Annotated in this window: 21 protein-coding genes; 19 read left to right on the plus strand and 2 right to left on the minus strand. The window is 63.4% G+C overall.

The features are described from left to right. Nucleotides 1–42: 42 nt before the first annotated feature. The 6 genes from R1T44_RS06440 (at nucleotide 43) to R1T44_RS06465 (ending at nucleotide 5,399) form a co-directional block, all read left to right on the plus strand. Nucleotides 43–1,248, plus strand: coding sequence for a multidrug effflux MFS transporter (locus R1T44_RS06440; RefSeq protein WP_225347735.1), 1,206 nt, complete (start codon nucleotides 43–45; stop codon nucleotides 1,246–1,248). A 159-nt stretch (nucleotides 1,249–1,407) separates the two neighbouring features. Beyond that, entirely contained in the window at nucleotides 1,408–2,316 is a 909-nt protein-coding gene (gene yegS, locus R1T44_RS06445; protein WP_286987308.1) for a lipid kinase YegS, read from the plus strand. Nucleotides 2,317–2,479: 163 nt separating this feature from the next. Beyond that, on the plus strand, nucleotides 2,480–2,935 hold the full coding sequence (locus R1T44_RS06450; protein ID WP_286987310.1) for an NfeD family protein: 456 nt from the start codon (nucleotides 2,480–2,482) through the stop codon (nucleotides 2,933–2,935). A gap of 137 nt (nucleotides 2,936–3,072) precedes the next feature. Continuing rightward, a complete protein-coding gene (locus R1T44_RS06455) occupies nucleotides 3,073–4,098 on the plus strand; it encodes an SPFH domain-containing protein (RefSeq protein WP_043337056.1) in 1,026 nt (341 codons plus the stop codon). A 73-nt stretch (nucleotides 4,099–4,171) separates the two neighbouring features. Next, nucleotides 4,172–4,630 carry a nucleoside deaminase gene (locus R1T44_RS06460; protein ID WP_394805765.1) on the plus strand — a complete coding sequence of 153 codons (459 nt, stop codon included), beginning with the start codon at nucleotides 4,172–4,174 and terminating at the stop codon, nucleotides 4,628–4,630. 220 nt (nucleotides 4,631–4,850) lie between these two features. Beyond that, on the plus strand, nucleotides 4,851–5,399 hold the full coding sequence (locus tag R1T44_RS06465) for a hypothetical protein (protein ID WP_286987311.1): 549 nt from the start codon (nucleotides 4,851–4,853) through the stop codon (nucleotides 5,397–5,399). 258 nt (nucleotides 5,400–5,657) lie between these two features. Here the strand turns inward: R1T44_RS06465 and R1T44_RS06470 are convergent, their stop codons facing one another. Further along, a complete protein-coding gene (locus R1T44_RS06470; RefSeq protein ID WP_043335501.1) occupies nucleotides 5,658–5,861 on the minus strand; it encodes a cold-shock protein in 204 nt (67 codons plus the stop codon). A 247-nt stretch (nucleotides 5,862–6,108) separates the two neighbouring features. Here R1T44_RS06470 and R1T44_RS06475 point away from each other — a divergent pair, with 247 nt between their 5' ends. The 8 genes from R1T44_RS06475 to R1T44_RS06510 all read left to right on the plus strand — a co-directional run bounded on the left by R1T44_RS06475 (nucleotide 6,109) and on the right by R1T44_RS06510 (nucleotide 12,283). Then, a complete protein-coding gene (locus tag R1T44_RS06475; RefSeq protein WP_286987313.1) occupies nucleotides 6,109–6,948 on the plus strand; it encodes an isopenicillin N synthase family dioxygenase in 840 nt (279 codons plus the stop codon). Between the two features lie 218 nt (nucleotides 6,949–7,166). Then, nucleotides 7,167–7,592, plus strand: coding sequence for an NINE protein (locus R1T44_RS06480; protein ID WP_043335505.1), 426 nt, complete (start codon nucleotides 7,167–7,169; stop codon nucleotides 7,590–7,592). Nucleotides 7,593–7,719: 127 nt separating this feature from the next. Then, nucleotides 7,720–8,145, plus strand: a complete 426-nt coding sequence (locus R1T44_RS06485) for a hypothetical protein (RefSeq protein ID WP_286987314.1) — start codon at nucleotides 7,720–7,722, stop codon at nucleotides 8,143–8,145. Next, nucleotides 8,142–8,858 (plus strand): ZIP family metal transporter, encoded by a 717-nt coding sequence (locus R1T44_RS06490; RefSeq protein ID WP_175088134.1) that lies wholly within the window; start codon nucleotides 8,142–8,144, stop codon nucleotides 8,856–8,858. Before R1T44_RS06485 ends, R1T44_RS06490 begins: the two co-directional genes overlap by 4 nt. 98 nt (nucleotides 8,859–8,956) lie before the next feature. Then, a complete protein-coding gene (locus R1T44_RS06495) occupies nucleotides 8,957–9,541 on the plus strand; it encodes an exopolysaccharide biosynthesis protein (protein ID WP_286987317.1) in 585 nt (194 codons plus the stop codon). A gap of 300 nt (nucleotides 9,542–9,841) precedes the next feature. Then, nucleotides 9,842–10,486, plus strand: coding sequence for a LysE family translocator (locus tag R1T44_RS06500; RefSeq protein ID WP_286987319.1), 645 nt, complete (start codon nucleotides 9,842–9,844; stop codon nucleotides 10,484–10,486). 67 nt (nucleotides 10,487–10,553) lie between these two features. After that, complete coding sequence (locus R1T44_RS06505; RefSeq protein ID WP_043335517.1) at nucleotides 10,554–11,090, plus strand: hypothetical protein; 537 nt, start codon at nucleotides 10,554–10,556, stop codon at nucleotides 11,088–11,090. Between the two features lie 113 nt (nucleotides 11,091–11,203). Further along, complete coding sequence (locus tag R1T44_RS06510; protein WP_286987320.1) at nucleotides 11,204–12,283, plus strand: hypothetical protein; 1,080 nt, start codon at nucleotides 11,204–11,206, stop codon at nucleotides 12,281–12,283. Between the two features lie 159 nt (nucleotides 12,284–12,442). Here the strand turns inward: R1T44_RS06510 and R1T44_RS06515 are convergent, their stop codons facing one another. Next, complete coding sequence (locus R1T44_RS06515) at nucleotides 12,443–14,425, minus strand: transglycosylase SLT domain-containing protein (RefSeq protein WP_286987321.1); 1,983 nt, start codon at nucleotides 14,423–14,425, stop codon at nucleotides 12,443–12,445. A gap of 274 nt (nucleotides 14,426–14,699) precedes the next feature. Here R1T44_RS06515 and R1T44_RS06520 point away from each other — a divergent pair, with 274 nt between their 5' ends. The 5 genes from R1T44_RS06520 (at nucleotide 14,700) to R1T44_RS06540 (ending at nucleotide 20,402) form a co-directional block, all read left to right on the plus strand. Then, complete coding sequence (locus tag R1T44_RS06520) at nucleotides 14,700–15,038, plus strand: YkvA family protein (protein ID WP_107335278.1); 339 nt, start codon at nucleotides 14,700–14,702, stop codon at nucleotides 15,036–15,038. A 240-nt stretch (nucleotides 15,039–15,278) separates the two neighbouring features. Next, complete coding sequence (locus R1T44_RS06525; protein WP_286987323.1) at nucleotides 15,279–15,665, plus strand: MAPEG family protein; 387 nt, start codon at nucleotides 15,279–15,281, stop codon at nucleotides 15,663–15,665. Continuing rightward, nucleotides 15,665–16,840, plus strand: a complete 1,176-nt coding sequence (locus tag R1T44_RS06530; protein ID WP_286987325.1) for a PaaI family thioesterase — start codon at nucleotides 15,665–15,667, stop codon at nucleotides 16,838–16,840. Before R1T44_RS06525 ends, R1T44_RS06530 begins: the two co-directional genes overlap by 1 nt. Nucleotides 16,841–17,185: 345 nt before the next feature. Continuing rightward, on the plus strand, nucleotides 17,186–19,069 hold the full coding sequence (gene htpG / locus R1T44_RS06535) for a molecular chaperone HtpG (protein ID WP_107335276.1): 1,884 nt from the start codon (nucleotides 17,186–17,188) through the stop codon (nucleotides 19,067–19,069). 439 nt (nucleotides 19,070–19,508) lie between these two features. Further along, nucleotides 19,509–20,402 carry a glucosaminidase domain-containing protein gene (locus tag R1T44_RS06540; protein WP_317292778.1) on the plus strand — a complete coding sequence of 298 codons (894 nt, stop codon included), beginning with the start codon at nucleotides 19,509–19,511 and terminating at the stop codon, nucleotides 20,400–20,402. Nucleotides 20,403–20,438: the final 36 nt, after the last annotated feature.

The raw sequence follows: 20,438 nt of genomic DNA on the forward strand, positions 1-20,438 counted from the left end.
CTCTGTCGGGCCGCCCTTGGCTTCTGACTCTCGAGATTATCCATGTCCGTGTCTTCCTCTGCTGCCGCAAGGCCCATGCCCAACGCACGACTATTGCTGTTGCTGCTGGTCGGCTGCGTGATGTTCTCGCCGCTGGCGATCGATATCTATCTGCCCTCACTGCCGGCGATGGCGCGCGAATTCGCCCAGCCCACCGATGTGATGCAGATGACGGTGACGCTGTTTCTGGGCGCTGTGGGTGTCGGGCAGATTCTGGTCGGCCCGTTGACGGACCTCTACGGACGGCGTCCGGCGCTGTTGGGTGGCGCGACGGTCTATCTCGTCGGCGCGATGGTCGCCGTGCTGGCACAGGACATCAGCATGCTGTATCTCGGGCGTATCCTGCAGGGGCTGGGAGCGTGCGCCACGGTGACGGTGGCCTTCGCGGCCGTGCGTGACTGCTACACGCCGGAGCAGGGCGCCAGGATGTACAGCTATCTGAATGGTGCGCTGTGCATCATTCCGGCGCTGGCGCCGGTGCTGGGCGGCCTGCTGGCGGTGCAGTTCGGCTGGCGCTCCAACTTCCTGTTCATGGCCGCCTTCGCGCTGTGCGTCGGCCTGATGGCGTGGAAGAGCTTTGGCGAGACGCGTCCTGCCACGACGGTCGTGGAGCGTCCGCTGTACAACTGGGCGCGCTACCGCCCCGTGTTGACCAGCTGGCGCTTCCTGTATCAGGCGCTGGTCGCGATGGCCGCGATGAGCGCCATCCTGCTGTATGTCTCGTCGTCCTCCGAGCTGCTGGTCGAGCGCCTCGGTCACTCCGAGCTGGTCTTCAGTGCCCTGTTCGGCGGCAATGCCGTGATCAATATCATCACCTTCTTCTTCGCACCGCGCGTGATCACGCGCCTCGGCCGTCAGCCCACCGTGCGCCTGGGGCTGGCGATCATCCTGCTCTCCGGCCTGATGCAGGGCGCGGCCTTCGCCTGGCTGCCACTGTCGGCCGCTGCCTTCATGGTGCCGGTGGCAGTGCTGTCGGTCGGCTTCTCGCTGGCACTCGGGGCGGCATCAAGCCTGGCGCTGGAGGCCTTCGCTGAGCGTGCCGGCACCGCGGCGGCGCTACTCGGCAGCATCCAGCTCGGCGGCTCGGCAGTGGTGGCAACGGCGCTGCTCAATACGCCGCTCGCCCCCCAGCAGGGGCTGCTGCTCATTAGTGTGGTGATGGTGCTGCCCTTGCTGCTGCTGGGCGCGCGGCGTCAGCCGGGCGTCTAGCCGGTATGACTGCCCGGTGCGACTGGCCGATGGGACTGGACGGGCATGGAGGATCCTCTGGCTGGCGCCAGAGGCGGGCCGCGGGGCAGAGATGGTTCATTGAAGGCCCCCGACCAGAGTATGCTTGTCGCTCGATCCGCATGTCGCCAAGGAGGCACCATGGAATCAGCGGCGCGTGTGCGCGTGATACTCAACGGGGACAAGGCTCAGCAGCCGGAGCTGCGCGAGGCCATCTTCGCTCAGCGTGAGCGTATGGCAGGGCTTGAAGTGCGGTTGACCTTCGAGGGAGATGATGTCGCGAGGCTGGTGCGCGAGGCGGTCGATGAAGGCGTCACGCGGCTGGTCGTTGGCGGCGGTGACGGCACCCTCAATCTGATCGCCAATGCATTGATGCAGCATCCACTCGCGAAGCGTCCGGAAGTCGCGATCCTGCCGTTGGGCACCGCCAATGACCTGGCGACCTCGCTCGGCATCCCCGAGCCGGTGACGGAGTCGCTGGCGCTGGCCTGTGAAGGGGCGGCGCGGGCCGTCGATGTGGTGCAGCTGGATGATGCCTACTTCCTCAACATGGCCTCGGCGGGCTTCGGTGCCGAGGTGACGCGCTCGACGCCCGGTGGCCTCAAGAAGCTGTTCGGTGGCGGGGCCTATTCGTTGATGGGGGTGCTCAAGGCGTGGGACTTCCGCCCTTATCGTGGCAGCGTGACCCTCAACGGGGTGGAGGAGGAGCTGGCGTTGTTCGTACTGGCGATCGGCAATGGTCGTCAGGCGGGCGGCGGTCAGGAGCTGGCACCTCGGGCGCTGCTCGATGATGGCTGCTTCGATGTGCTGGTGATCCGCGACTTCCCCATCGCGCGGGTGGGTGAGGTGATCGAGGAGCTGGAGTCGCTCCCCGACAACGGCCATTTCGTGCGGTATGTGCGCACTGACTCGCTGCACTATCGGGGTGAGGCGCTGCCGGTGAATCTCGATGGCGAGAGCTATCTGATCGAGAACAGCGAATTCCAGCTGATTCCCGGCGCTCTGCGTCTGGTCGCCCCGCAGGGCGCCGCCCTGCTGACACACTCATGAGCCCGCAGCTGGGCCATTGAGCGCCGGCTGAGCCATGAGAGCTGGCTGGTACACGAGCGCAGTCTGAGGTTTACTCAGGCTGCGCTCGTTGCGTTGGTGGCAGCGTATTCTTCCAATCTCTCGGCCGCGCAGGGCGGGAGTCAGGGCTTCAGGGAGTGATTGCATGGTCGGTTTGGCGGCGTGGCATATCTGGGTCATCCTCGCGTTGATTCTGGCGGGGCTTGAGTTGCTGGGTGCGCAGTTCGTGTTGCTGGCCCTGGGCGTCAGTGCCCTCGGGGGCGCTCTGGCGGCAGGGCTGGGGGCGGGGCTAAACATCCAGTTGATCAGCGTCGCGATCACGGCCCTGGTGCTGGTACCGCTGTTCGTGCGCAAGATCCATCCCTATCTGTTGCCCAAGACGCCCTACGGCACCTTGGGCAGCGGCGCGGAGACCGGGCAGCTGGCCAAGGTGATCATCGGCAACGGCGGCAAACCTGCCGTGCGCGTGTCAGGCAATGAGTATCCGCTACGCTGGGAGGGGGAGACGCCGCCGGCAGCGGGGGACACGGTCAGGATCGTCAGCGTCGAAGGCATCACCGTCTGTGTCGAGCCTGTCTCGAAGGAATCGGTCTTGAAGTAGTCTGTCTCGAAGGAAACTGCACAAAGACGCCATGAGATCGCGGCTCGATGGCGCGGTCGTGGTGGCAGCGGGTCAAGCGTGATCGGATATCTCACAAGGGCTTGCGGATACGGCCCAGTTCAAGGGAGTTGAGCAATATGATTATCAGTCCGGGACTCATCATCATTCTTTTCATACTGGCGCTGGTGGTAATCCTGCTGGCCAAGGGATTGATGATCGTCCAGCAGTCAGAAGCCGTCGTCATCGAACGCCTCGGCAGCTACAGCCGCACACTGGAATCCGGCGTGAATCTGGTGATTCCGTTCATCGACAAGCCGCGCTCGATCACCATTCGTCGCTATCGTGAGGTCAAGGGTGACAACCTGCCCTTGGTGGTGGAGGAGACGCGCATCGATCGCCGCGAGACGGTGATGGACTTCCCCGGCCAGAGCGTGGTGACGACGGATAACGTCACCGTGACCGTCAATGGCGCGCTCTATTTCCAGATCGTCGATCCCAAGCGCGCCGTCTATGAAGTCGAGAACTTCACCCAGGCCGTCGAGGTCCTGGCCAAGACCAGCCTGCGCTCCGAGATCGGTCGCATGGAGCTCGACAAGCTCTTCGAGAGCCGCAAGGAGGTCAACGACGCCTTGCAGATCACCATGGATGAGGTCGGTGACAAGTGGGGCGTCAAGGTAACGCGTGTCGAGATCCAGGACATCAGCATGCCCGAGGAAGTCGAGGACGCCATGCGGCTGCAGATGGCAGCCGAACGCAAGCGTCGCGCCACGGTGACCGAGGCCAATGGCCAGCGCGAAGCCGCCATCGCGACCGCCGAGGGCGAGAAGCAGTCTTCGGTACTGCGCGCCGAGGGTGACAAGCAGGCCGCGATTCTGCGCGCCGAAGGTGAGCGTCAGGCCATCTATCAGCTGCGCGATGCCATCGGTGCGGAAGACCCGCAGCTGGTGGTCGGCTACATGTTGGGCCAGAAATATCTACAGGTGCTGCCGGACATGGCGCGCGAAGGTGATCGCGTCTTCATTCCCTACGAGGCCTCTGCCTTGCTGGGTGCCATGGGCAGTTTCCGCGAGCTTGCCACTGAAGTCGGCGAGCCCACCAATGCCAGCAATGAAGGGCTGAGACGCGCCCGTCAGATGATGACTGGCGAAGCGGGCCTGGGCTGAGTGTATTGTGCCGAGCAGTGAGTGGCAGTAGGCTGCCGCTCCACTGAATATTCACCGCATCTGGAGCAAGACGATGACAGCAATGACTACCGATCATGAGCGCTTCCTGCAGGCCGCCATTGAAGAGGCGGAAAAGGGCTATGCGGCCGGCGGCGTGCCGATCGGCTCGGTACTCGTCCATGATGGCAAGATCATCGGTCGTGGCCACAATCAGCGCCAGCAGAAGGGCAGCACGGTGTTGCATGGTGAAATGGATGCACTGGAAAACGCCGGTCGCCTGCCGGCCAGCGTCTATCGTGAATCCGTGCTCTACACCACGCTGTCACCGTGCCCGATGTGCAGTGGTGCCATCCAGCTCTACGGTATCCCGCATGTCCTGGTCGGTGAGAACCACACCTTCATGGGCGCGGAAGACCACCTGCGTGGCCTGGGCGTCAAGGTCGATGTGGTCGACAACGCGCGTTGCCGCGAGCTGATGGCGACCTTCATTCGCGAGCAGCCGGACGTCTGGAACGAAGATATCGGTGAGTGATCGCGGCGCGGTTGTTGGTGGTAGCTGATGGAAAATGGTGTTCGTTAACACTATTCTGCTGTGAAAAGGGCGAAATACTTGAAAAGCTGTCGGTCTGGCACCATGTCTTGGATATCAGGCGCCAAGCCACGCTTTCGCTTGCATGACTACACGACCTTTGTTGCAATGCCACTTGCAGGAAACAGGGGCTGGCAACTCCCCACCTATCATGGAGAAGACGATGAAACTCAAGCAATGGATGATTCCCGCACTGGCCGCTGGCCTGTCTCTGGCCATCGCTGGTTGCGATAACGGCGATACTGACAAAGCTGCCCAGAACGCCGAGACCTCTGCCGAGCAGAGCGCCGAGCAGGCTGAACAGAGCGCCGATCAAGCGACTGACGCCGCTGCCGAGAAGATGGATCAGGCAGCTGACGAAGCGGCCGCAGAGATGGATGACGCTGCTGACAAGGCCGAGAACATGGCTGACGACGCTGCCGAATCTGCCGATGCCATGGGCGATGAAGCTGCTGCCGAGAGCGAAAGCGCCCTCGACGCGACCAAGAACGCTGCTTCCGAGACCTATGAGTCCGCCAAGGAAGGTGTCAACGACGCTGCTGACGCCACTGCCGATGCTGCCAAGAACGCCTATGACTCCACCAAGGAGCAGGCTGCCGAGCTGACCGACTCCGCTGAGCAGTCTGGCGACAACGCTGCTGCTGAAGCGAACGAGAAGATCAACGCTGCGCAGCAGGATGCCAACGAGTCCATCGACGAAGCGCAGCAGTAATCACTGGCCAGCGAATGCTGGCGTGATGCCTGTCGCAAGCCGTGTCACTGGCTGAGTGCGAGTGACACGGCCGCCGATACAAGAACACCGTGGCCCTTGGGTCGCGGTGTTCTTGTTGATGACGACTCTTCGATAAGCGTGAGTCAGGCCAAGGCCCGGGCACAAAAAAGCCCGCCGGAAGGCGGGCTTTTCCATGACTGTCTTGCTGCCATCATCAGAGCGCCGGTGAAGGCGGCCTGACCAGGCTGATCGAGAAGATCAGACCGGCTTGATGTTTGCGGCCTGAAGGCCTTTCTTGCCCTGGGTGACGTCGAAGGAAACCTTCTGACCGTCTTGCAGGGACTTGAAGCCTTCTGCCTGAATTTCAGAGAAGTGCGCGAACAGGTCGTCGCCGCCGTCGTCCGGAGAAATGAAGCCGAAACCTTTGGTGTCGTTAAACCACTTGACTGTGCCAGTTGCCATGATTCTTTCCTTGCTTACGAGATGATGTTGGTGGTCTGCCCATCAGACCAGAGTGCGTTGGTGCGGCTAGGGGGAATTCCACCAGAGAGACGCGTTGCGTCCAGCGACGACATCCTTTCCTGCTTGACCTACGCATGCAGCCTGGGCTGCACGTGCTCGCTTCCATTCGAACAGAAAGTTGTCGTATTGGCGACTCCTTCCAGCTCAAGTAGGATGCTCACACAGAGCCAACATAGATGGAAATGCCATGAAGGTCCAGAACGTAGATTACCGCTCGGCCGATGCAGCCGAAAAATTTGTCGAATCCCTGCGCACGACGGGCTTCGGTGTCATCCGCAATCACCCGATCTCTCATGAATTGGTCGAGAAGATCTACGCCGAATGGGCCGAATTCTTCTCCAGTGCCAACAAGCTTGACTGGCGCTTCGATCCCAAGACCCAGGATGGACTGTTCCCGGCAGATGTCTCCGAGACCGCCAAGGGCCATACGGCGCGTGATCTCAAGGAGTATTACCACATCTACCCGTGGGGCAAGATTCCGGACAGCCTGCGCGAGAATGCCATGGAGTATTACCGCCAGGCCGAAGCCTTCGCGGCAGAGCTTCTGAGCTGGGTCGAGGCCCATTCACCTGCCGAAGTGGCCGAGCTCTACCGTGAACCGCTCTCCAACATGATCAAGGACAGCGGTCAGACGCTGCTGCGCGTGCTTCACTACCCGCCGATGACCGGCAGTGAAGAGCCGGGCGCCGTCCGTGCCGCGGCGCATGAAGACATCAATCTGCTGACCGTGCTGCCGGCAGCCAACGAGCCGGGCCTGCAGGTGATGGACGTCAATGGCGAATGGATGGACGTGCCCTGTGATCCGGGTCAGCTGGTCATCAATGTCGGCGACATGCTCCAGGAGACCAGCGGCGGCTACTTCCCGTCGACCACGCACCGCGTGATCAACCCGACCGGCGAGGGCTCCAGCCAGTCACGCCTGTCGCTGCCGCTGTTCCTGCATCCGCGTCCCGAAGTGGTACTGTCTGACAAGCACACGGCGGACTCCTACCTCAAGGAACGTCTGCGCGAGCTGGGCGTCATCTAGCGCCGGCTGCGGCCTGGCTTTCGTTCCCGGCCTGGCTTTCGCTCCCGGGACCGATGAAGAGACACCTGCTGATCCGACGCCATCCGCGCCAGTGCGCGGGTGGCGTCGTCGTTTCCGGGCGTGGCCTCTGGCGGTAGAAGGCTTGATTCATCGGCGCCAAGACCGCATTGACAGTATTCGCAATCATGATCTGCCGCATCGCGGCTAAGGCTTCACTGATGACCACATCGCCTGTTGTACAGGACACGCATTCCAAGACCATGGGCTATCTGCTGTGGATCTTCGGTTTCCTCGGCGCGCACCGTTTCTACTATGGCAAGCCGGTCACCGGCACCATCTGGCTGTTCACCTTCGGGTTGCTGGGCATCGGCTGGTTGATCGACCTGTTCCTGATTCCGGCGATGGACCGCGAGGCGGACTTCCGTTTTCGCGAAGGCCCGATCAATTACTCGCTGAGCTGGATTCTGCTCACCTTCCTGGGCGTGTTCGGCATCCATCGCATGTACATGGGCAAGTGGCTGACCGGCTTGCTCTACCTGTGCACCGGTGGGCTGTTCTTCATCGGCGTGCTGTATGACTTCTGGACACTCAATGACCAGATATCGCTGCGCCATGCCGAGCAGGCGCCGGCCACCCAGCGCTAGAGAGCACGCCTGCGCTGCATCCAGCGGGACGGAAGTGACGTAGCAGGAAAGGCAGTGTCGAGCTTTCGCACGTTCTAATGTGCTGGGGCTCGGATGTTTTCATCAACATGACGACAAGGAAGTGAACATGATCTGGTTGAAAGCCTTCATCGCCGCCTTTCTGGCGACTCTGATCTTCCATCAGGGCCTCTTCGGGCTCTTCTATCTGGTCGATATCCTGCCCAAGGCGCCCTACAACATGACGCCTACCGGGCCGCTGGGCGTCCCGTCAGTGCTCTCGCTGGCCTTCTGGGGCGGGCTCTGGGGGCTGCCGCTGTGGGCATTGGTGCGTCGCAGGACGGGCGTCAGCCATTGGCTGATCAGCCTCGTCTTCGGTGCAGTCGGCCCGACGGCCGTGGCCATGCTGGTCGTCTTCCCGCTCAAGGGAATCGAGGTTGCGCCACTGATGGTGGTCGGTGGCCTGATCCTGAATGGCGCCTGGGGCGTCGGTACCAGTCTGTTGATGCGTGTGCTGGGTGCGCGACCGAGTCCTGCAGCCCCGACGACAGCATGATGGCATCGATTCCGTGGACCATGGTGGCGCTCGCCTGGGCTGCCGGATTGTGCATGCCGCTGGGTGGCGTGATCGCCCAGCTGGAGCGCAGTCACGAGAGTCACGTCAAGCGCAGCTGGCTGGCGGGGATCACCGCGCTCGGCGGCGGCATTCTGTTGGCCGCCGTCTCACTGGTGCTGGTACCGCATGCCATGCAGGCGCTGTCCATCGCGACGCTGTTGGGGCTGTTCCTGCTGGGCGCGCTGATCTTCATGCAACTGGACCGCTGGCTGGCGCGCGGTGGCGGCGCCAAGGGCCAGTTGCTGGCGATGCTGATGGACTTCATCCCCGAGGCGATCGCGCTGGGTGCACTGGCCTCTGCCTCTCCGGCCGCGGCGATGCTGCTGGCACTGTTCATCGCGGTGCAGAACCTGCCGGAAGGCTTCAATGCCTATCGTGAGCTGGAAGGGGCCGGGCTGACGGCGCGTCAGGGGCTTGGGGCCTTCGTGCTGCTGTCACTGCTGGGCCCGCTGGCGGCATTGGCCGGCCATCTGTGGCTTGCGGATGCGCCAGGCGTGCTGGGCGGACTGATGGCCTTCGCCGCCGGCGGCATTCTCTATCTCGTCTTCCAGGACATTGCGCCCCAGTCGCGGGTGGCGCATCACTGGTCACCGCCATTGGGCGCCTCGCTGGGGTTCATGATCGGCATGCTGGGCGATCGCCTGGTCGGCTGACGATCAGCTGACGATTCACCGTGGCGGGGCGGCACCAGCTGACTCGCCACGGCTCGAGACCTTCACACCCTCCGTCATCTTCCCGATAGGGAGCTCGCATGAGCAAGCACGCCAATGAAGGCAACCTCACGGGGTTGCTGGAAGAGCTGGACCGCGAGATCGAAGGGGATATCTCGCTGGGCGACATTCTGGAGCACTTCAACTCCCGGGGCTTCGGCCCCTTGCTGGTATTGCCTGCCTTGCTGGTACTGCTGCCGACCGGGGCGATCCCCGGGGTACCGACGACCTGCGCGCTGTTCATCGTGCTGACCGCGGGTCAACTGTTGCTGGGGCGCAGGATGCCGTGGTTGCCACGCCGGCTGGCGCGCTTCAGTTTCGAGCATCAACGCCTGACCCATGGCGTCGAGCGGGCAAGGCCCTGGACGCGACGCCTCGATCGTCTGCTCAAGCCACGCCTGAGCTTCATGACGCGCGGCATTGCCTATCGCGGTATCGCGGCGCTGACCATCCTGCTGGCCACGGCCATGGTGCCGCTGGAGCTGGTACCCTTCGCCGCGGCCTTGCCGGCAGCGACCTTGCTGCTGCTGGGACTGGGGCTGATCGGGGAGGATGGCCTGGTCATCCTGCTGGCCTTGCTGGTGCTGCTGCTGGATATCGCCACGGGGTTCTGGTTGGTAGGTTGAAGGCTGCGTTGGTCGCTCAACAGCGACGCAGCGTATTTTAGGAGTCGAGGCTCATATCCTTGATGACGCGAGATGGCTTCTGGAGGCCATCAGCTGCGGGCTCATGAGAGCGCCTGCGCCGTTGTGTAGCAACGCAGTAAGACAAAAGACTGAAGTGCACCATTCAGAGGCAAACCAGGCTGTCATCTTGGTGTGGATGGCTTTGCAGGCTGGCCGTGCTCGCCTAGACTGGTCGCCTGTTCAGTGCCATGGGGGCACGAATTCGGCTACTGAAGCGGGTCTGTCGCAAGGACGTTCGTCATGTTTGATTTCATCCAGTTCGATGCTGCCTTCTGGTCCTTCGTGGTGGCCATCATCTTGCTGACGGTCACGCCCGGGGTCGACACCCTGCTGGTGATTCGCAATACCTCGCGCGGTGGCCTGCGTGACGGCGTGCTTACCAGTCTCGCTATCTGTGCCGGCCTCTTCGTGCACGCGCTGGTGTCGTCGGCGGGCATCTCGCTGATCCTGTTGCAGTCGGCATGGGCGTTCTCGGCCCTCAAGCTGGTCGGGGCGGGCTATCTGATCTGGTTGGGCATCAAGAGTCTCAAGAGTGCGCGGCGCGCACGCGGGCTGAATGTCGACGTCAGCGTGACACGGCAGCAGGTATCGTGCTGGCTGCCGCTGCGTGAGGGCTTCCTGTCCAATGTGCTCAATCCCAAGACGGTGGTGTTCTACATGGCCTTTCTGCCGCAGTTCATCGCGCCGACCGACCCGGCCGTGCTCAAGTCATTGTGGCTGGCGGGTGTCCACTTCGTGATCGCCAATCTCTGGCAGATCAGCGTGGCGCTGATGGTCGGTGGCGCAGGGCGCTGGCTGGCAAGGCCGCGAGTCGCCTGCTGGATGGAAGGCATCACCGGATCCGTCATGGTGCTGCTGGGGGCACGGCTGGCGCTAGGCCGCTAGGGATGAGCGGCCACTGCCAACATCGCAACGGAGCGCATGGGATGACGGTTCGTATCCTTGATGACACATGGATCCTGTGACATTGACACTGGCGGCCTTTCTCAAGGTCGTCACGCACCTGGAGGCTCGGGATATCAGTGATGTCTACGATTCCCGCGTACAGCAGGTACGGGTGCTTTACTACGGTTACACCATCGACTTCCGCCACCAGCTGTGGCGCATCGATGATGAATCGGTCTGTGCACATCTGGAAAAGACCGGTACCGCCGTCGAGCAGCGCGAGTGCTCGCGCATGGCCAGCCGACTGTTCGTCGAGACCTGTCATGCCTTGCAGCGCCGGGGGCGGGCGGCGCATATCGACACCCGCACCATGTATTGCAAGGCCGCAGCGACCTTCAAGCCCCGGCGCGACCCCTATGCGGGCATGACGCCGGCAGAGCGCAAGGCGCGCAAGGCGCTGGAAGCGGCGCATCGAGAAGCCGAGCAGGCCTGCAACCGCTACGTGCTGGATGCCCTGTCCTCGAATTCTCTGGAGATCCTGCGTCTGCGGCAACGCTACTGCGACAAGAGCAATCGATTGGCAGCACGGCTCGAACAACAATGATGCCCGGGCCGGTGCTGACGCCTGCCCGAGCCAACGACAGCAGCGGTACAGTGCTGCATTCATGACATGAAGACCGGCCCATCAAGGCTGGCATTGGCAGGGAACGCAATCGGATGAGTCTTTCACATACCCTTCGTCGCCGCCTGGGCGGGTTGAGTGCCGTGGTGCTGGTGGTCGCCGGGATAGCGGCCTGGCTGTACGCCATCGATGAGGGGCGCTGGGTCGGGCGCGTGACCACGCGCCCCGAAACGCTGAATCTCGAGTCGGTGGAGCAGGGCAACCTGCCGGTCAATCAGTTCGTCTCGCTGCGCAATCACTGGGCGGTCTATCGCGAGCACACCGAGACCTTCCGCCTCGATGCCAATGCAGACGGGGGGCGCCGCATCGAGACGCTCTATTATCCGGTCATCTCTGACATGAACCCCTATCTGCTGGAGCTGGCCGGTCTGTCCCGCGCCTTCGGGGGCATCGATGGCATCCCCTCGGAAGAATGGCCGCGCATCGAGCGCATGGGCGTGCTGGTGCGAACCGACTCCGTGCAGAGCCTGGAAAACGTGCCGCCGCTGATCGAGTTCCCCGATGGCCTGTTCGGCACCGTTTTGCACGCCGAGACGGACCTGCCGGGCGATGAGCGCTCCCTGCTGGCCGAGCGCTGGCCCGACATCGATCTGTCGCGTGTGATCATCATCAATGCCGGCCACCGCCCCGGCAATGTCTGGGCGATGATCGTCTATGGCGTGCTGGGCACGCTCTGCTGGGCACTGGCGGTCTGGCTGATGGTGCGACTGATGCGTACACCGCGCGTCACGCGCTCCCAGCCCTTGGCCTATTCCGGCCGAGCGGCATCGGAGCCGGTGGTGTCGCAGGCATACCCGGGCAGCGAGTCTGAAGGCGAGGGGGCGTCTCAGCGCCATGCTGCACAGGTCCATGCGTCTCGCTCCCATGCGGAATCTCAGGCCCATGACGACGCACCACAGCCCCAGGGCGCTCCCGGCAAGCGCCAGGGCTGGCGTGGCAAGGGCAAGGGGAGCGATGAAGGGCGACCCCTGAGCTATGCCGAGGCGCTGGGACGGTATACCCCTCAGCAGAAGGCGCCGTTCGGCAATGGCGTGGCTGCCTCGCGACCGGGCGAAGCCAAGGGCGAGAGCCAGTCCGGGTCCTCGCCCGCCATTCGTCCACGTCGCGATGACTGACTGAACGAATGGCTGAAAGAATGGCTGAAGGGCGCAATGAGCTCTGTCGCCATGGACCATGATGCCATGGGCCCTGATGCCATGGGTCCTGATGCCATGGAAACGAAAACGCCAGCCCCTTGGGGCTGGCGTTTTCGTTGCTGGATGCTGCTGCTCGGCTCAGCGGCGATCCACCAGGGCGGTGGTGTAGCGCTGGCTGACTTCGCGGTCGCTGACCACCTTGACGCCCTCGCTGGTGCCCTTGGCCAGGCTTTCGAAGATCACGCGGTAGGCCAGCACGGCCTTGACGTATTCGCGGGTCTCCTTGAAGGGGATACGCTCGACGAAGCGGTCGTATTCGCCCGGGGTGTCGGCGAGCCAACGATCGACGCGTCCCGGCCCGGCGTTGTAGGCCGCGGCGGCGGCCAGGCGGTTGCCGGAGTAGCGGTCCAGCATCTCGCGGATATAGGTGCTGCCAAGACGGATATTGGTGACCGGATCACCCAGCGCCGCGTTGCTGGGCGTGGGCAGGCCCAGGCCGCGACTGACCTGAGCGGCGGTGCCCGGCATCAGCTGCATCAGGCCGCGTGCGCCCACCGGCGAGGTGGCGGTGGGGTTGAAGGCGCTCTCGCGACGCGCGAGTGCCATCAGCATCCACGGGTCGACGCCGGCATCGGCACCGAAGCGCTGGAAGTCCTGCTGCCAGGCCGGCGGGAAGCGCCAGGAAAGGCCATCCCACAGCTGGCCGCGGATGGTGGCGAAGACGGTCAGGTCATACCATTTCTGCTGCAGTGCATAGGCTGCCAGACGGCGAGCATCGGCGTCATCCGCCTGGGTGACGGCGTTGAACCACTCGGAGCGAGCCAGACCGATCTCGTCGATGTTCATCAGCGCCCTGACACGCTTGACGGCCGGCGTCTCGGCGACCTCGGCCAGTTCCGCGTCGGAGAAGTCCTGGTCATCGCGATTGAGCGAATACGCCTGCCCGATACGGTCGGCGGCCAGGAAGCCGTAGAAGTTGCGCTCGGTCGCGGCGCGCGTCCAGGCAGCACGCGCTTCCTGCGGGCGACCCAGGCTGTCATCGGCACGCCCCAGCCAATACTGGTAGCGGGCTTCGTTGCGGAAGCGGTCCGGCATCTTCAACACCCATTCACGCACCTGCGGCCAGTCGCCATCGCGCACCGCGTTGCGCATGCGCAGATCGAACAGCTCCTCGTCATCGAGGATGGTCAGGCGCTGATCGACCCAGCCGCGGTTGTTGGGGATGTCGCGTACCAGTGAATACCAGGCCAGGTCGCGTTCGACGGTGTGGCGCTGTTCATCACTCATCGGCATGTGCGGATTCACCTTGCGCCAGGCTTCCAGCGCGGCCTCGGTGTCGGCACGCACGAAGCCATGCATGGCGGCGACGCTCAAGGCGGCGAAGGCATGGCCGCCGTGACCGAGGTTGGTCGGCAGGCGCGTGATGGCGGCAAAGTTGCCCTCCAGCTGCTCGCGTGCCGCGATGGCCCGCTGCCAGCTGTTGGGCAGCTGGCGCTCGAGATAGCTGACCATGCCACCCTGGCCGGCAGTCCAGGCGAGCATGGCGCGCTCCCAGATGGCTTGATCATCGATCACGCCACGCTTGCGCAACGCCGAGAACAGCGGGTCACAGGCCGAGTCCTGCGAGCCGGAGACATGCCAGAGCTTCAGGCCGCCTTGCGATGCGCTCGCGACATCATTGCTCAGCTGCGCCGTGTAGTAATAGCACTGGCGCTGCGCGCCGGCCGGCACGCCATCGCTGACTTCCAGCAGGGCATCATGACGGCCGGTACGCCCGTAGGCGGAGATCGCCTGGCCTCGCATCCACTCGGCCAACGGCGAGTCCGCATGACGCTCGATGAAGGACAGCACTTCCGCGGCGGTGACGTACGGCAGGCGGGCCTTGAGCTGGTGATATTCGATGTAGCCCTCCAGCACGTGGCCATTGACGGCGACCTGCTGAATCTCGTCAAAACGCTTGGCGCGCGCATCATCGAAGGCGGCGCGGAAGCTCTGGTCACTGGGAGTGGCGGCCTGCAGGGGCAGGCTCAGTCCCAACAGCAGGCCTAGGCCGGTGAGGTGCCGCAGCGCCGCGAAGCGACGGCTGCCACGGGATCGGAGTGTTTGCTTGCCTGGTGTCACCTGGGACTCCTGCGACTGTCGGTAAAGGGGGCGTGGGCTGGCTGCGACCTTGTGGTGGCGGTTCAGTGCCCCGATGTTGAACAAGTGCCCCGATATTGGCTATCAGGGGTTGCCGATTCAGTAACGATAGTGGCTATCGTGGCAGTGGTCGGCGCTGAATAACAGCACCATCTGATACTGATAGTGAATTATCCGAGAGTGATATCGCGGCTGTGCTGCCGCGAAGATGAAAAGCTCAGTGAATGAAATTTGTGCTACCCGTGAGGAGTCCACTATGGGCAAGGCATTATGGTTGACGCGATTGTTTGGCCGCCGACATGTGCTGGGCAAGGCAGGCGCCGCCTTGCGCACCATGGGGCCCTTGCTGCGCGACGTGGTGAGTGGACGTTATCGCCCGGTGCCGTGGAAGGCGCTGGGGTTGGCGGCCGGCGCCTTCATCTATCTGGTCTCGCCGCTGGATCTGATTCCGGATCTGCTGGTGGGGCTGGGGATTCTCGATGATCTGGTGATCGTGACCTGGTTGCTCGGCAAGCTCGATGATGCGCTGGCCGACTATCGCCTGTGGCGTGGCGAGATTCCCGAACCTGATCCCTCCGAGCCGCCGACTCCCTGAAGGCGTGCAGCGTGGAAACTCCATTCCTCTACCAGCCCTGATGCTGGCACTGGCCATTGGCCGCATGGCAGGGACGCCGCGACCCTGCCATGCTCGTGACACGCTATCAAACACCAGTTTGAATTGGCGTGCCGTCAGTGTCTGATCTGCCGTTTATCACAGGGCGGCGCACCGTTTGTTCACAAACGAGACGCGCCGCTGTGGCAACGCCCTGAACAACGCCTTTCAAGGATATTCTGCATGCTGATCTATGCCTGCCTGCTGTTTGCCGCACTGATGCTGGTGCTGACCAAGGTGCCTGTCGCCTGGGCGCAACATCGAACCGGACGTTACGAGAACCACGATCCGCGCGCACAGCAGCGTGAACTGACGGGCTTCGGGGCCCGCGCGCTCGCCGCGCACCAGAACACCATCGAAGCCTTTCCGCTGTTTGCCGCCGGGGTGCTGGTCAGCGTGATCACCGCGCCGGGCGCGCCCATCGCGACCACGCTGGCGGTGATCTTCGTGCTGGTGCGTCTAGGCTATTGGGGCTGCTATCTGGCCAATATCGCCCCGTTGCGCTCCCTGCTGTGGGGCGTCGGCTATCTGGTCTCCCTCGCATTGATGGCGATGCCGCTGTGGATGTGATGCATGTAGTGCCACAGAGCCTGCTGGGACTGGCCGTCAATCCCGCTGACGTGCCGGCTGCGGGTGGCGTATTGGATGACGCCTGCTGGGCGCGGGCGCTGACCGGATTCCTGAGCTTCATTCCGCACACGGCGCGCTTGAACGTCAGGGTCGAGGAGGTCGCCGCGCCGGCCATCCGCATGCAGCTGCCGTGGCAACCGGCCTTGATCGGCGATCCGCACCGCAGGCTGGTGCATGGCGGTGTGCTGACCATGTTCGCCGATACGCTGTGCGGCAGTGCCGTGCTCACGGGGTTATCGGCACCGGAAGTCTGCCCGACGCTGGATCTGCGCCTCGATCACTACCGACCCGGCGTCGAGGGCCTGGCGTTGGTGGGCGAGGCGCGCGTGCTGCGGGTCACGGAATCGATGGTGTTTACCGAGGCGCAGATCTGGCAGCAGCCGGGCAAGATCCTGTGTCGTGCGATCGGCAACTTCGTCAGACTCGGTGAGCGCAATACGCCCAGCGGCTTTGCCGAGGCGCTGCTGGCGGCGGCCAATGCTCAAGCCCCCGCGAATCCTTCCATACACGAGTCGGAACCGCTGGGGCAGTCAGCACAGGCTGCACAGCCAGCAGACGAGAAAACCGAGCCGCAGGCGCCGCGCGATGCCCAGGACCCGCGTGGCCTGTTCAGTGCGCGACGTTTCGTCGAAGGGCAGCGCACTCACGATGACCTGGCGGCGCTGCTGGCGAGTCTGCCCTACGCGCAGGCAATCGGGCTTGGGCTGTGTGCCATTGACGGGCAGCAGGCGGGCGCGGCCAGTGATGTCGAGCTGCATCCTGAGCAGGCGTTGAGCTATTCCATGGCGGCGATGCCCGACAATGTCGGCAACCCGATGCTGCCGGCGGTGCATGGCGGCGTGCTGGCCGCAGCGATGGAAACCGCCGCGACGCTTGAGGTGCTCAGGCGGCATGGGCGCGGTGGTCGTGAAGCGCGCCTGCCCAAGCTGATCGATTTCTCCATCGACTATCTGGCCACGGCGCGCGGCGATCAGGTGACGCGCATCGACTGTGAAGTGATGCGCGAAGGCCGCCGCATGACCAATGTGCGCGTCAGTGCCTGGCAGAAATCCCGCGAGCAACCAGTTGCCAGCGCGCGCATGCACTTCGTGCTGGAATCACTCGCCTCCCCGTGATGGGCAGGCGATGTCTGCTCCGCAAGCGTCACACTAGAAAGCGCCTCCCTGATGGCTACCTCTCCGTTGGCTTCCTTCCTTGGCTCCTTTCGATGGCTCCTTTCGTTGCTACCCCAGGGAGCCGCTTGGGTGTTGCTGTGGCACATGCTTGGCGCGTATGGCGCAATCATCTGTCGCTAGTGCCTTGAAATCCCTCACCCTTGCCCCATATCTGATCCACGAGTGCTTCCTTCGATCTGCCGCCCAAGAAAGGCAGGCGTCGGCGAGCCGGTTCCATTGTTGCGGGGGCGCTCTGGCCACCGCGAATCTTCTTTTCAGGCATCCACGACATAGAGGTCCTTTTCGATGACGACCGCCACTCACACCGAAACGCATGGCTTCCAGACAGAAGTGAAGCAGCTGCTTCACCTCATGATTCACTCGCTGTATTCCAACCGCGAGATCTTCCTGCGCGAGCTGGTCTCCAACGCGGCGGATGCCTGCGATAAGCTGCGCTACCAGGCGCTGGACAACGATGCCCTCTACGGCAACGACAGCGAACTGCGCATCGAGATCGAGCACGACGCCGAGGCGAAGACCATCACCCTGCGTGACAACGGCATCGGCATGAGCCGTGACGATGTGGTCGCCAACCTGGGTACCATCGCGCGCTCCGGTACCGCCGAGTTCATGAAGAACCTGTCGGGTGACCAGCAGAAGGATTCGCGTCTGATCGGTCAGTTCGGGGTTGGCTTCTACTCCGGCTTCATCGTCGCCGACGAGATCACCGTGCGTACCCGTCGCGCCGACCTGGGCGCTGACCAGGGCGTCGAGTGGACCTCGCGTGGCGAAGGCGAGTTCAGCGTCGCCGACATCGAGCGCGCCGAGCGCGGCACCGAGATCGTGCTGCACCTCAAGGACGATGCCATCGAGTTCGCTGACGATCATCGTCTGCGCAACCTGGTCACCAAGTACTCTGACCATATCGAACTGCCGGTGCGCATGAAGCGCGTCGAGAAGGACGAGGAAGGCAACGAACAGGTCCACTGGGAAACCGCCAACTCCGCCACCGCGCTGTGGGTGCGCTCCAAGTCCGAGGTCAGCGACGAGGAGTACAAGAACTTCTACAAGCACGTCTCGCATGACTTCTCCGACCCGCTCAGCTGGAGCCACAACAAGGTCGAGGGCAAGCTCGAGTACACCAGCCTGCTGTTCGTGCCGGGCCGTGCGCCGTTCGACCTCTACCAGCGCGATGCCGCGCGTGGCCTGAAGCTCTACGTGCAGCGCGTCTTCATCATGGACGACGCCGAGCAGTTCCTGCCGCTGTACCTGCGCTTCATCAAGGGCGTGCTGGACACCAACGACCTGTCGCTGAACGTCTCGCGCGAACTGCTGCAGCAGGACCCGCAGGTCGACAAGCTCAAGTCCGCGCTGACCAAGCGTGGCCTGGACATGCTCAAGAAGCTGGCCAAGGACCCCGAGCAGTACCAGACCTTCTGGAACCAGTTCGGCTCCGTGCTCAAGGAAGGCCCGGCGGAAGACTTCGCCAACCGCGAGAAGATCGCCGAGCTGCTGCGCTTCTCCACCACCGAGACCGACAGCGCGACCCAGGACCAGTCACTGGCCCAGTACGTCGAGCGCATGAAGGAAGGCCAGAGCAAGATCTACTACCTGGTCGCCGACAGCTTCAATGCCGCCAAGTCCAGCCCGCACCTCGAGATCTTCCGCAAGAAGGGCATCGAAGTCCTGCTGCTGACCGACCGCATCGACGAGTGGCTGATGAGCCACCTCACCGAGTTCGACGGCAAGTCCTTCGCGGATGTCGCCAAGGGCGATCTCGATCTCGGCGATGTCGAGAACGAAGAAGAGAAGAAGGCCCAGGAAGAGACCGCCAAGGCCAAGGAAGATCTGGTCAAGCGCGTCAAGGAAGCGCTGGCCGAGAACGTTCAGGAAGTGCGCATCACGCACCGTCTGACCGATTCCCCGGCCTGCGTGGTGCTGCCGGAGCACGAGATGGGCTACCAGATGCGCAAGATGATGGAAGCCGCTGGTCAGCCGCTGCCGGAAGTGAAGCCGATTCTCGAGCTGAACCCGGAGCACGCCCTGGTCACGCGTCTGGAAGGCGGTGAAGGCGATTACTTCACCGATCTGGCACACGTGCTGCTCGATCAGGCCATCATCGCCGAAGGCGGTGCGCTGGAAGACCCGGCCGCTTACGTGCGCCGCCTGAACAGCATGCTCAGCGCCTGAGACGGCGGAACGATCGAGCCACTGGCTTGATCAAGCATGTCCGCAACGACGCCCTCGCAGCCTATGCTGCGGGGGCGTTTTGCGTTGAGTGTGTCGTCAGCGATAGCGTCCAATGCGAGGTACAAGGTGTGCAGGTCAGGAAGGCGGCAGGGTAGGAAGGCGGCAGGGTAGGAAGGGAGGAAGGGGGAAAGGGAAAGGGGAAAAGAAAAAGGGGAGGAAGCGTAGAGAGCACAGAGAGCGCGCCGCGTCAGTGGCGCGAAAGGCGGGCATCGCCTGGCGGTCTGTCGGTGACAAACGACAGGGCTTGCCGTGTCTTTCCTCGCTTGGCCGGCCGCGCCATCTTCTCGCCCACGCGTTTTTAGGGTTTCATGCAGCCTCATGAGATACGCTGATGGTATCTCGCGTCTTGCTACTGCATCCCTCTCGATGAGCGCAGCACATGACTTACCTACCTTTCTCTGCGGATTGGCTGACTGGCGGAGTGCGTGGCCTGCCATGCCTGTCTGCGTGGACCTGGCCGCGGCGCCCGTGGCGCCTGAGCCCTGTCCGTCTGATCAGCGCCGCCTTGCTGCTGGCGATGGGTTTGGGCTCGATGGCGCAGGCGGCGCGGCTGGATGATGAGCTGCTGGCTCGTGACAAGACCCATCAGATGCCGGACCTGCGGCCCTATCCCGCGGGCAACCAGCGCAAGGTCGCATTCTTCGAGCTGATGATTCCGCTGGTGGTGGCCGAGAACCAGCGCATCGCCGAGCAACACGACTGGTTGCTGGCGATGCGCAAGCGCGCCGGTGACGGAGGGCGTGACTACAGCGAGCGCGAGCAGGAGCGCCTCAATGGCCTGTGTGATCAGGCCAATCTGCCCTGTGACGTCACGCGCGAGGACATCGGCGTCAGCTGGACGCGTTTGCTGCTGCGCATCGATACTCTGCCGCTGGACATGGTGCTGGTGCAGGCCATCGAGGAGTCGGGCTGGGGGACATCGGGCCATGCCCGTGAGGGCAACAATCTGTTCGGCATGCGCTGCTTCTCGCGCGGCTGCGGTATCGGGCCGCCGGGGCGTGAATATCGGCGCTTCGAGAGCCTGGAGGCCGGCATCGCCGCCTATTTCGACAACCTCAACTCCCAGCGCAGCTACGCCGAGCTACGTGAGCTGCGCGGGCGTCTGCGTAACGCGGGCCAGCCGGTGCGCGCCGAAGACCTCATCCCGACGTTGAGTGCCTACTCGACGCGGGGCAACGCCTACTTCACCACGCTCTATGATCTGTTGCGCTGGAATCGTGGCCTGATGCGTACCGTGCGTGAGCGCCTCGCGGCCAATGGCGCCCTGTCCTAGCCATGATCGCGCAGCGAAGGTCTTGCCCCCCGCGCT

This window comes from Cobetia amphilecti (assembly GCF_032923285.1).
GTDB classification, from domain to species: domain Bacteria; phylum Pseudomonadota; class Gammaproteobacteria; order Pseudomonadales; family Halomonadaceae; genus Cobetia; species Cobetia amphilecti.

Bases quoted from the DNA above. Each gene is read 5' to 3' on its own strand.
- R1T44_RS06440 (WP_225347735.1), top strand. From the start codon at position 43: ATGTCCGTGTCTTCCTCTGCTGCCGCAAGGCCCATGCCCAACGCACGA.
- yegS (WP_286987308.1), top strand. From the start codon at position 1,408: ATGGAATCAGCGGCGCGTGTGCGCGTGATACTCAACGGGGACAAGGCT.
- R1T44_RS06450 (WP_286987310.1), top strand. From the start codon at position 2,480: ATGGTCGGTTTGGCGGCGTGGCATATCTGGGTCATCCTCGCGTTGATT.
- R1T44_RS06455 (WP_043337056.1), top strand. From the start codon at position 3,073: ATGATTATCAGTCCGGGACTCATCATCATTCTTTTCATACTGGCGCTG.
- R1T44_RS06460 (WP_394805765.1), top strand. From the start codon at position 4,172: ATGACAGCAATGACTACCGATCATGAGCGCTTCCTGCAGGCCGCCATT.
- R1T44_RS06465 (WP_286987311.1), top strand. From the start codon at position 4,851: ATGAAACTCAAGCAATGGATGATTCCCGCACTGGCCGCTGGCCTGTCT.
- R1T44_RS06470 (WP_043335501.1), bottom strand. From the start codon at position 5,861: ATGGCAACTGGCACAGTCAAGTGGTTTAACGACACCAAAGGTTTCGGC.
- R1T44_RS06475 (WP_286987313.1), top strand. From the start codon at position 6,109: ATGAAGGTCCAGAACGTAGATTACCGCTCGGCCGATGCAGCCGAAAAA.
- R1T44_RS06480 (WP_043335505.1), top strand. From the start codon at position 7,167: ATGACCACATCGCCTGTTGTACAGGACACGCATTCCAAGACCATGGGC.
- R1T44_RS06485 (WP_286987314.1), top strand. From the start codon at position 7,720: ATGATCTGGTTGAAAGCCTTCATCGCCGCCTTTCTGGCGACTCTGATC.
- R1T44_RS06490 (WP_175088134.1), top strand. From the start codon at position 8,142: ATGATGGCATCGATTCCGTGGACCATGGTGGCGCTCGCCTGGGCTGCC.
- R1T44_RS06495 (WP_286987317.1), top strand. From the start codon at position 8,957: ATGAGCAAGCACGCCAATGAAGGCAACCTCACGGGGTTGCTGGAAGAG.
- R1T44_RS06500 (WP_286987319.1), top strand. From the start codon at position 9,842: ATGTTTGATTTCATCCAGTTCGATGCTGCCTTCTGGTCCTTCGTGGTG.
- R1T44_RS06505 (WP_043335517.1), top strand. From the start codon at position 10,554: ATGGATCCTGTGACATTGACACTGGCGGCCTTTCTCAAGGTCGTCACG.
- R1T44_RS06510 (WP_286987320.1), top strand. From the start codon at position 11,204: ATGAGTCTTTCACATACCCTTCGTCGCCGCCTGGGCGGGTTGAGTGCC.
- R1T44_RS06520 (WP_107335278.1), top strand. From the start codon at position 14,700: ATGGGCAAGGCATTATGGTTGACGCGATTGTTTGGCCGCCGACATGTG.
- R1T44_RS06525 (WP_286987323.1), top strand. From the start codon at position 15,279: ATGCTGATCTATGCCTGCCTGCTGTTTGCCGCACTGATGCTGGTGCTG.
- R1T44_RS06530 (WP_286987325.1), top strand. From the start codon at position 15,665: ATGCATGTAGTGCCACAGAGCCTGCTGGGACTGGCCGTCAATCCCGCT.
- htpG (WP_107335276.1), top strand. From the start codon at position 17,186: ATGACGACCGCCACTCACACCGAAACGCATGGCTTCCAGACAGAAGTG.
- R1T44_RS06540 (WP_317292778.1), top strand. From the start codon at position 19,509: ATGACTTACCTACCTTTCTCTGCGGATTGGCTGACTGGCGGAGTGCGT.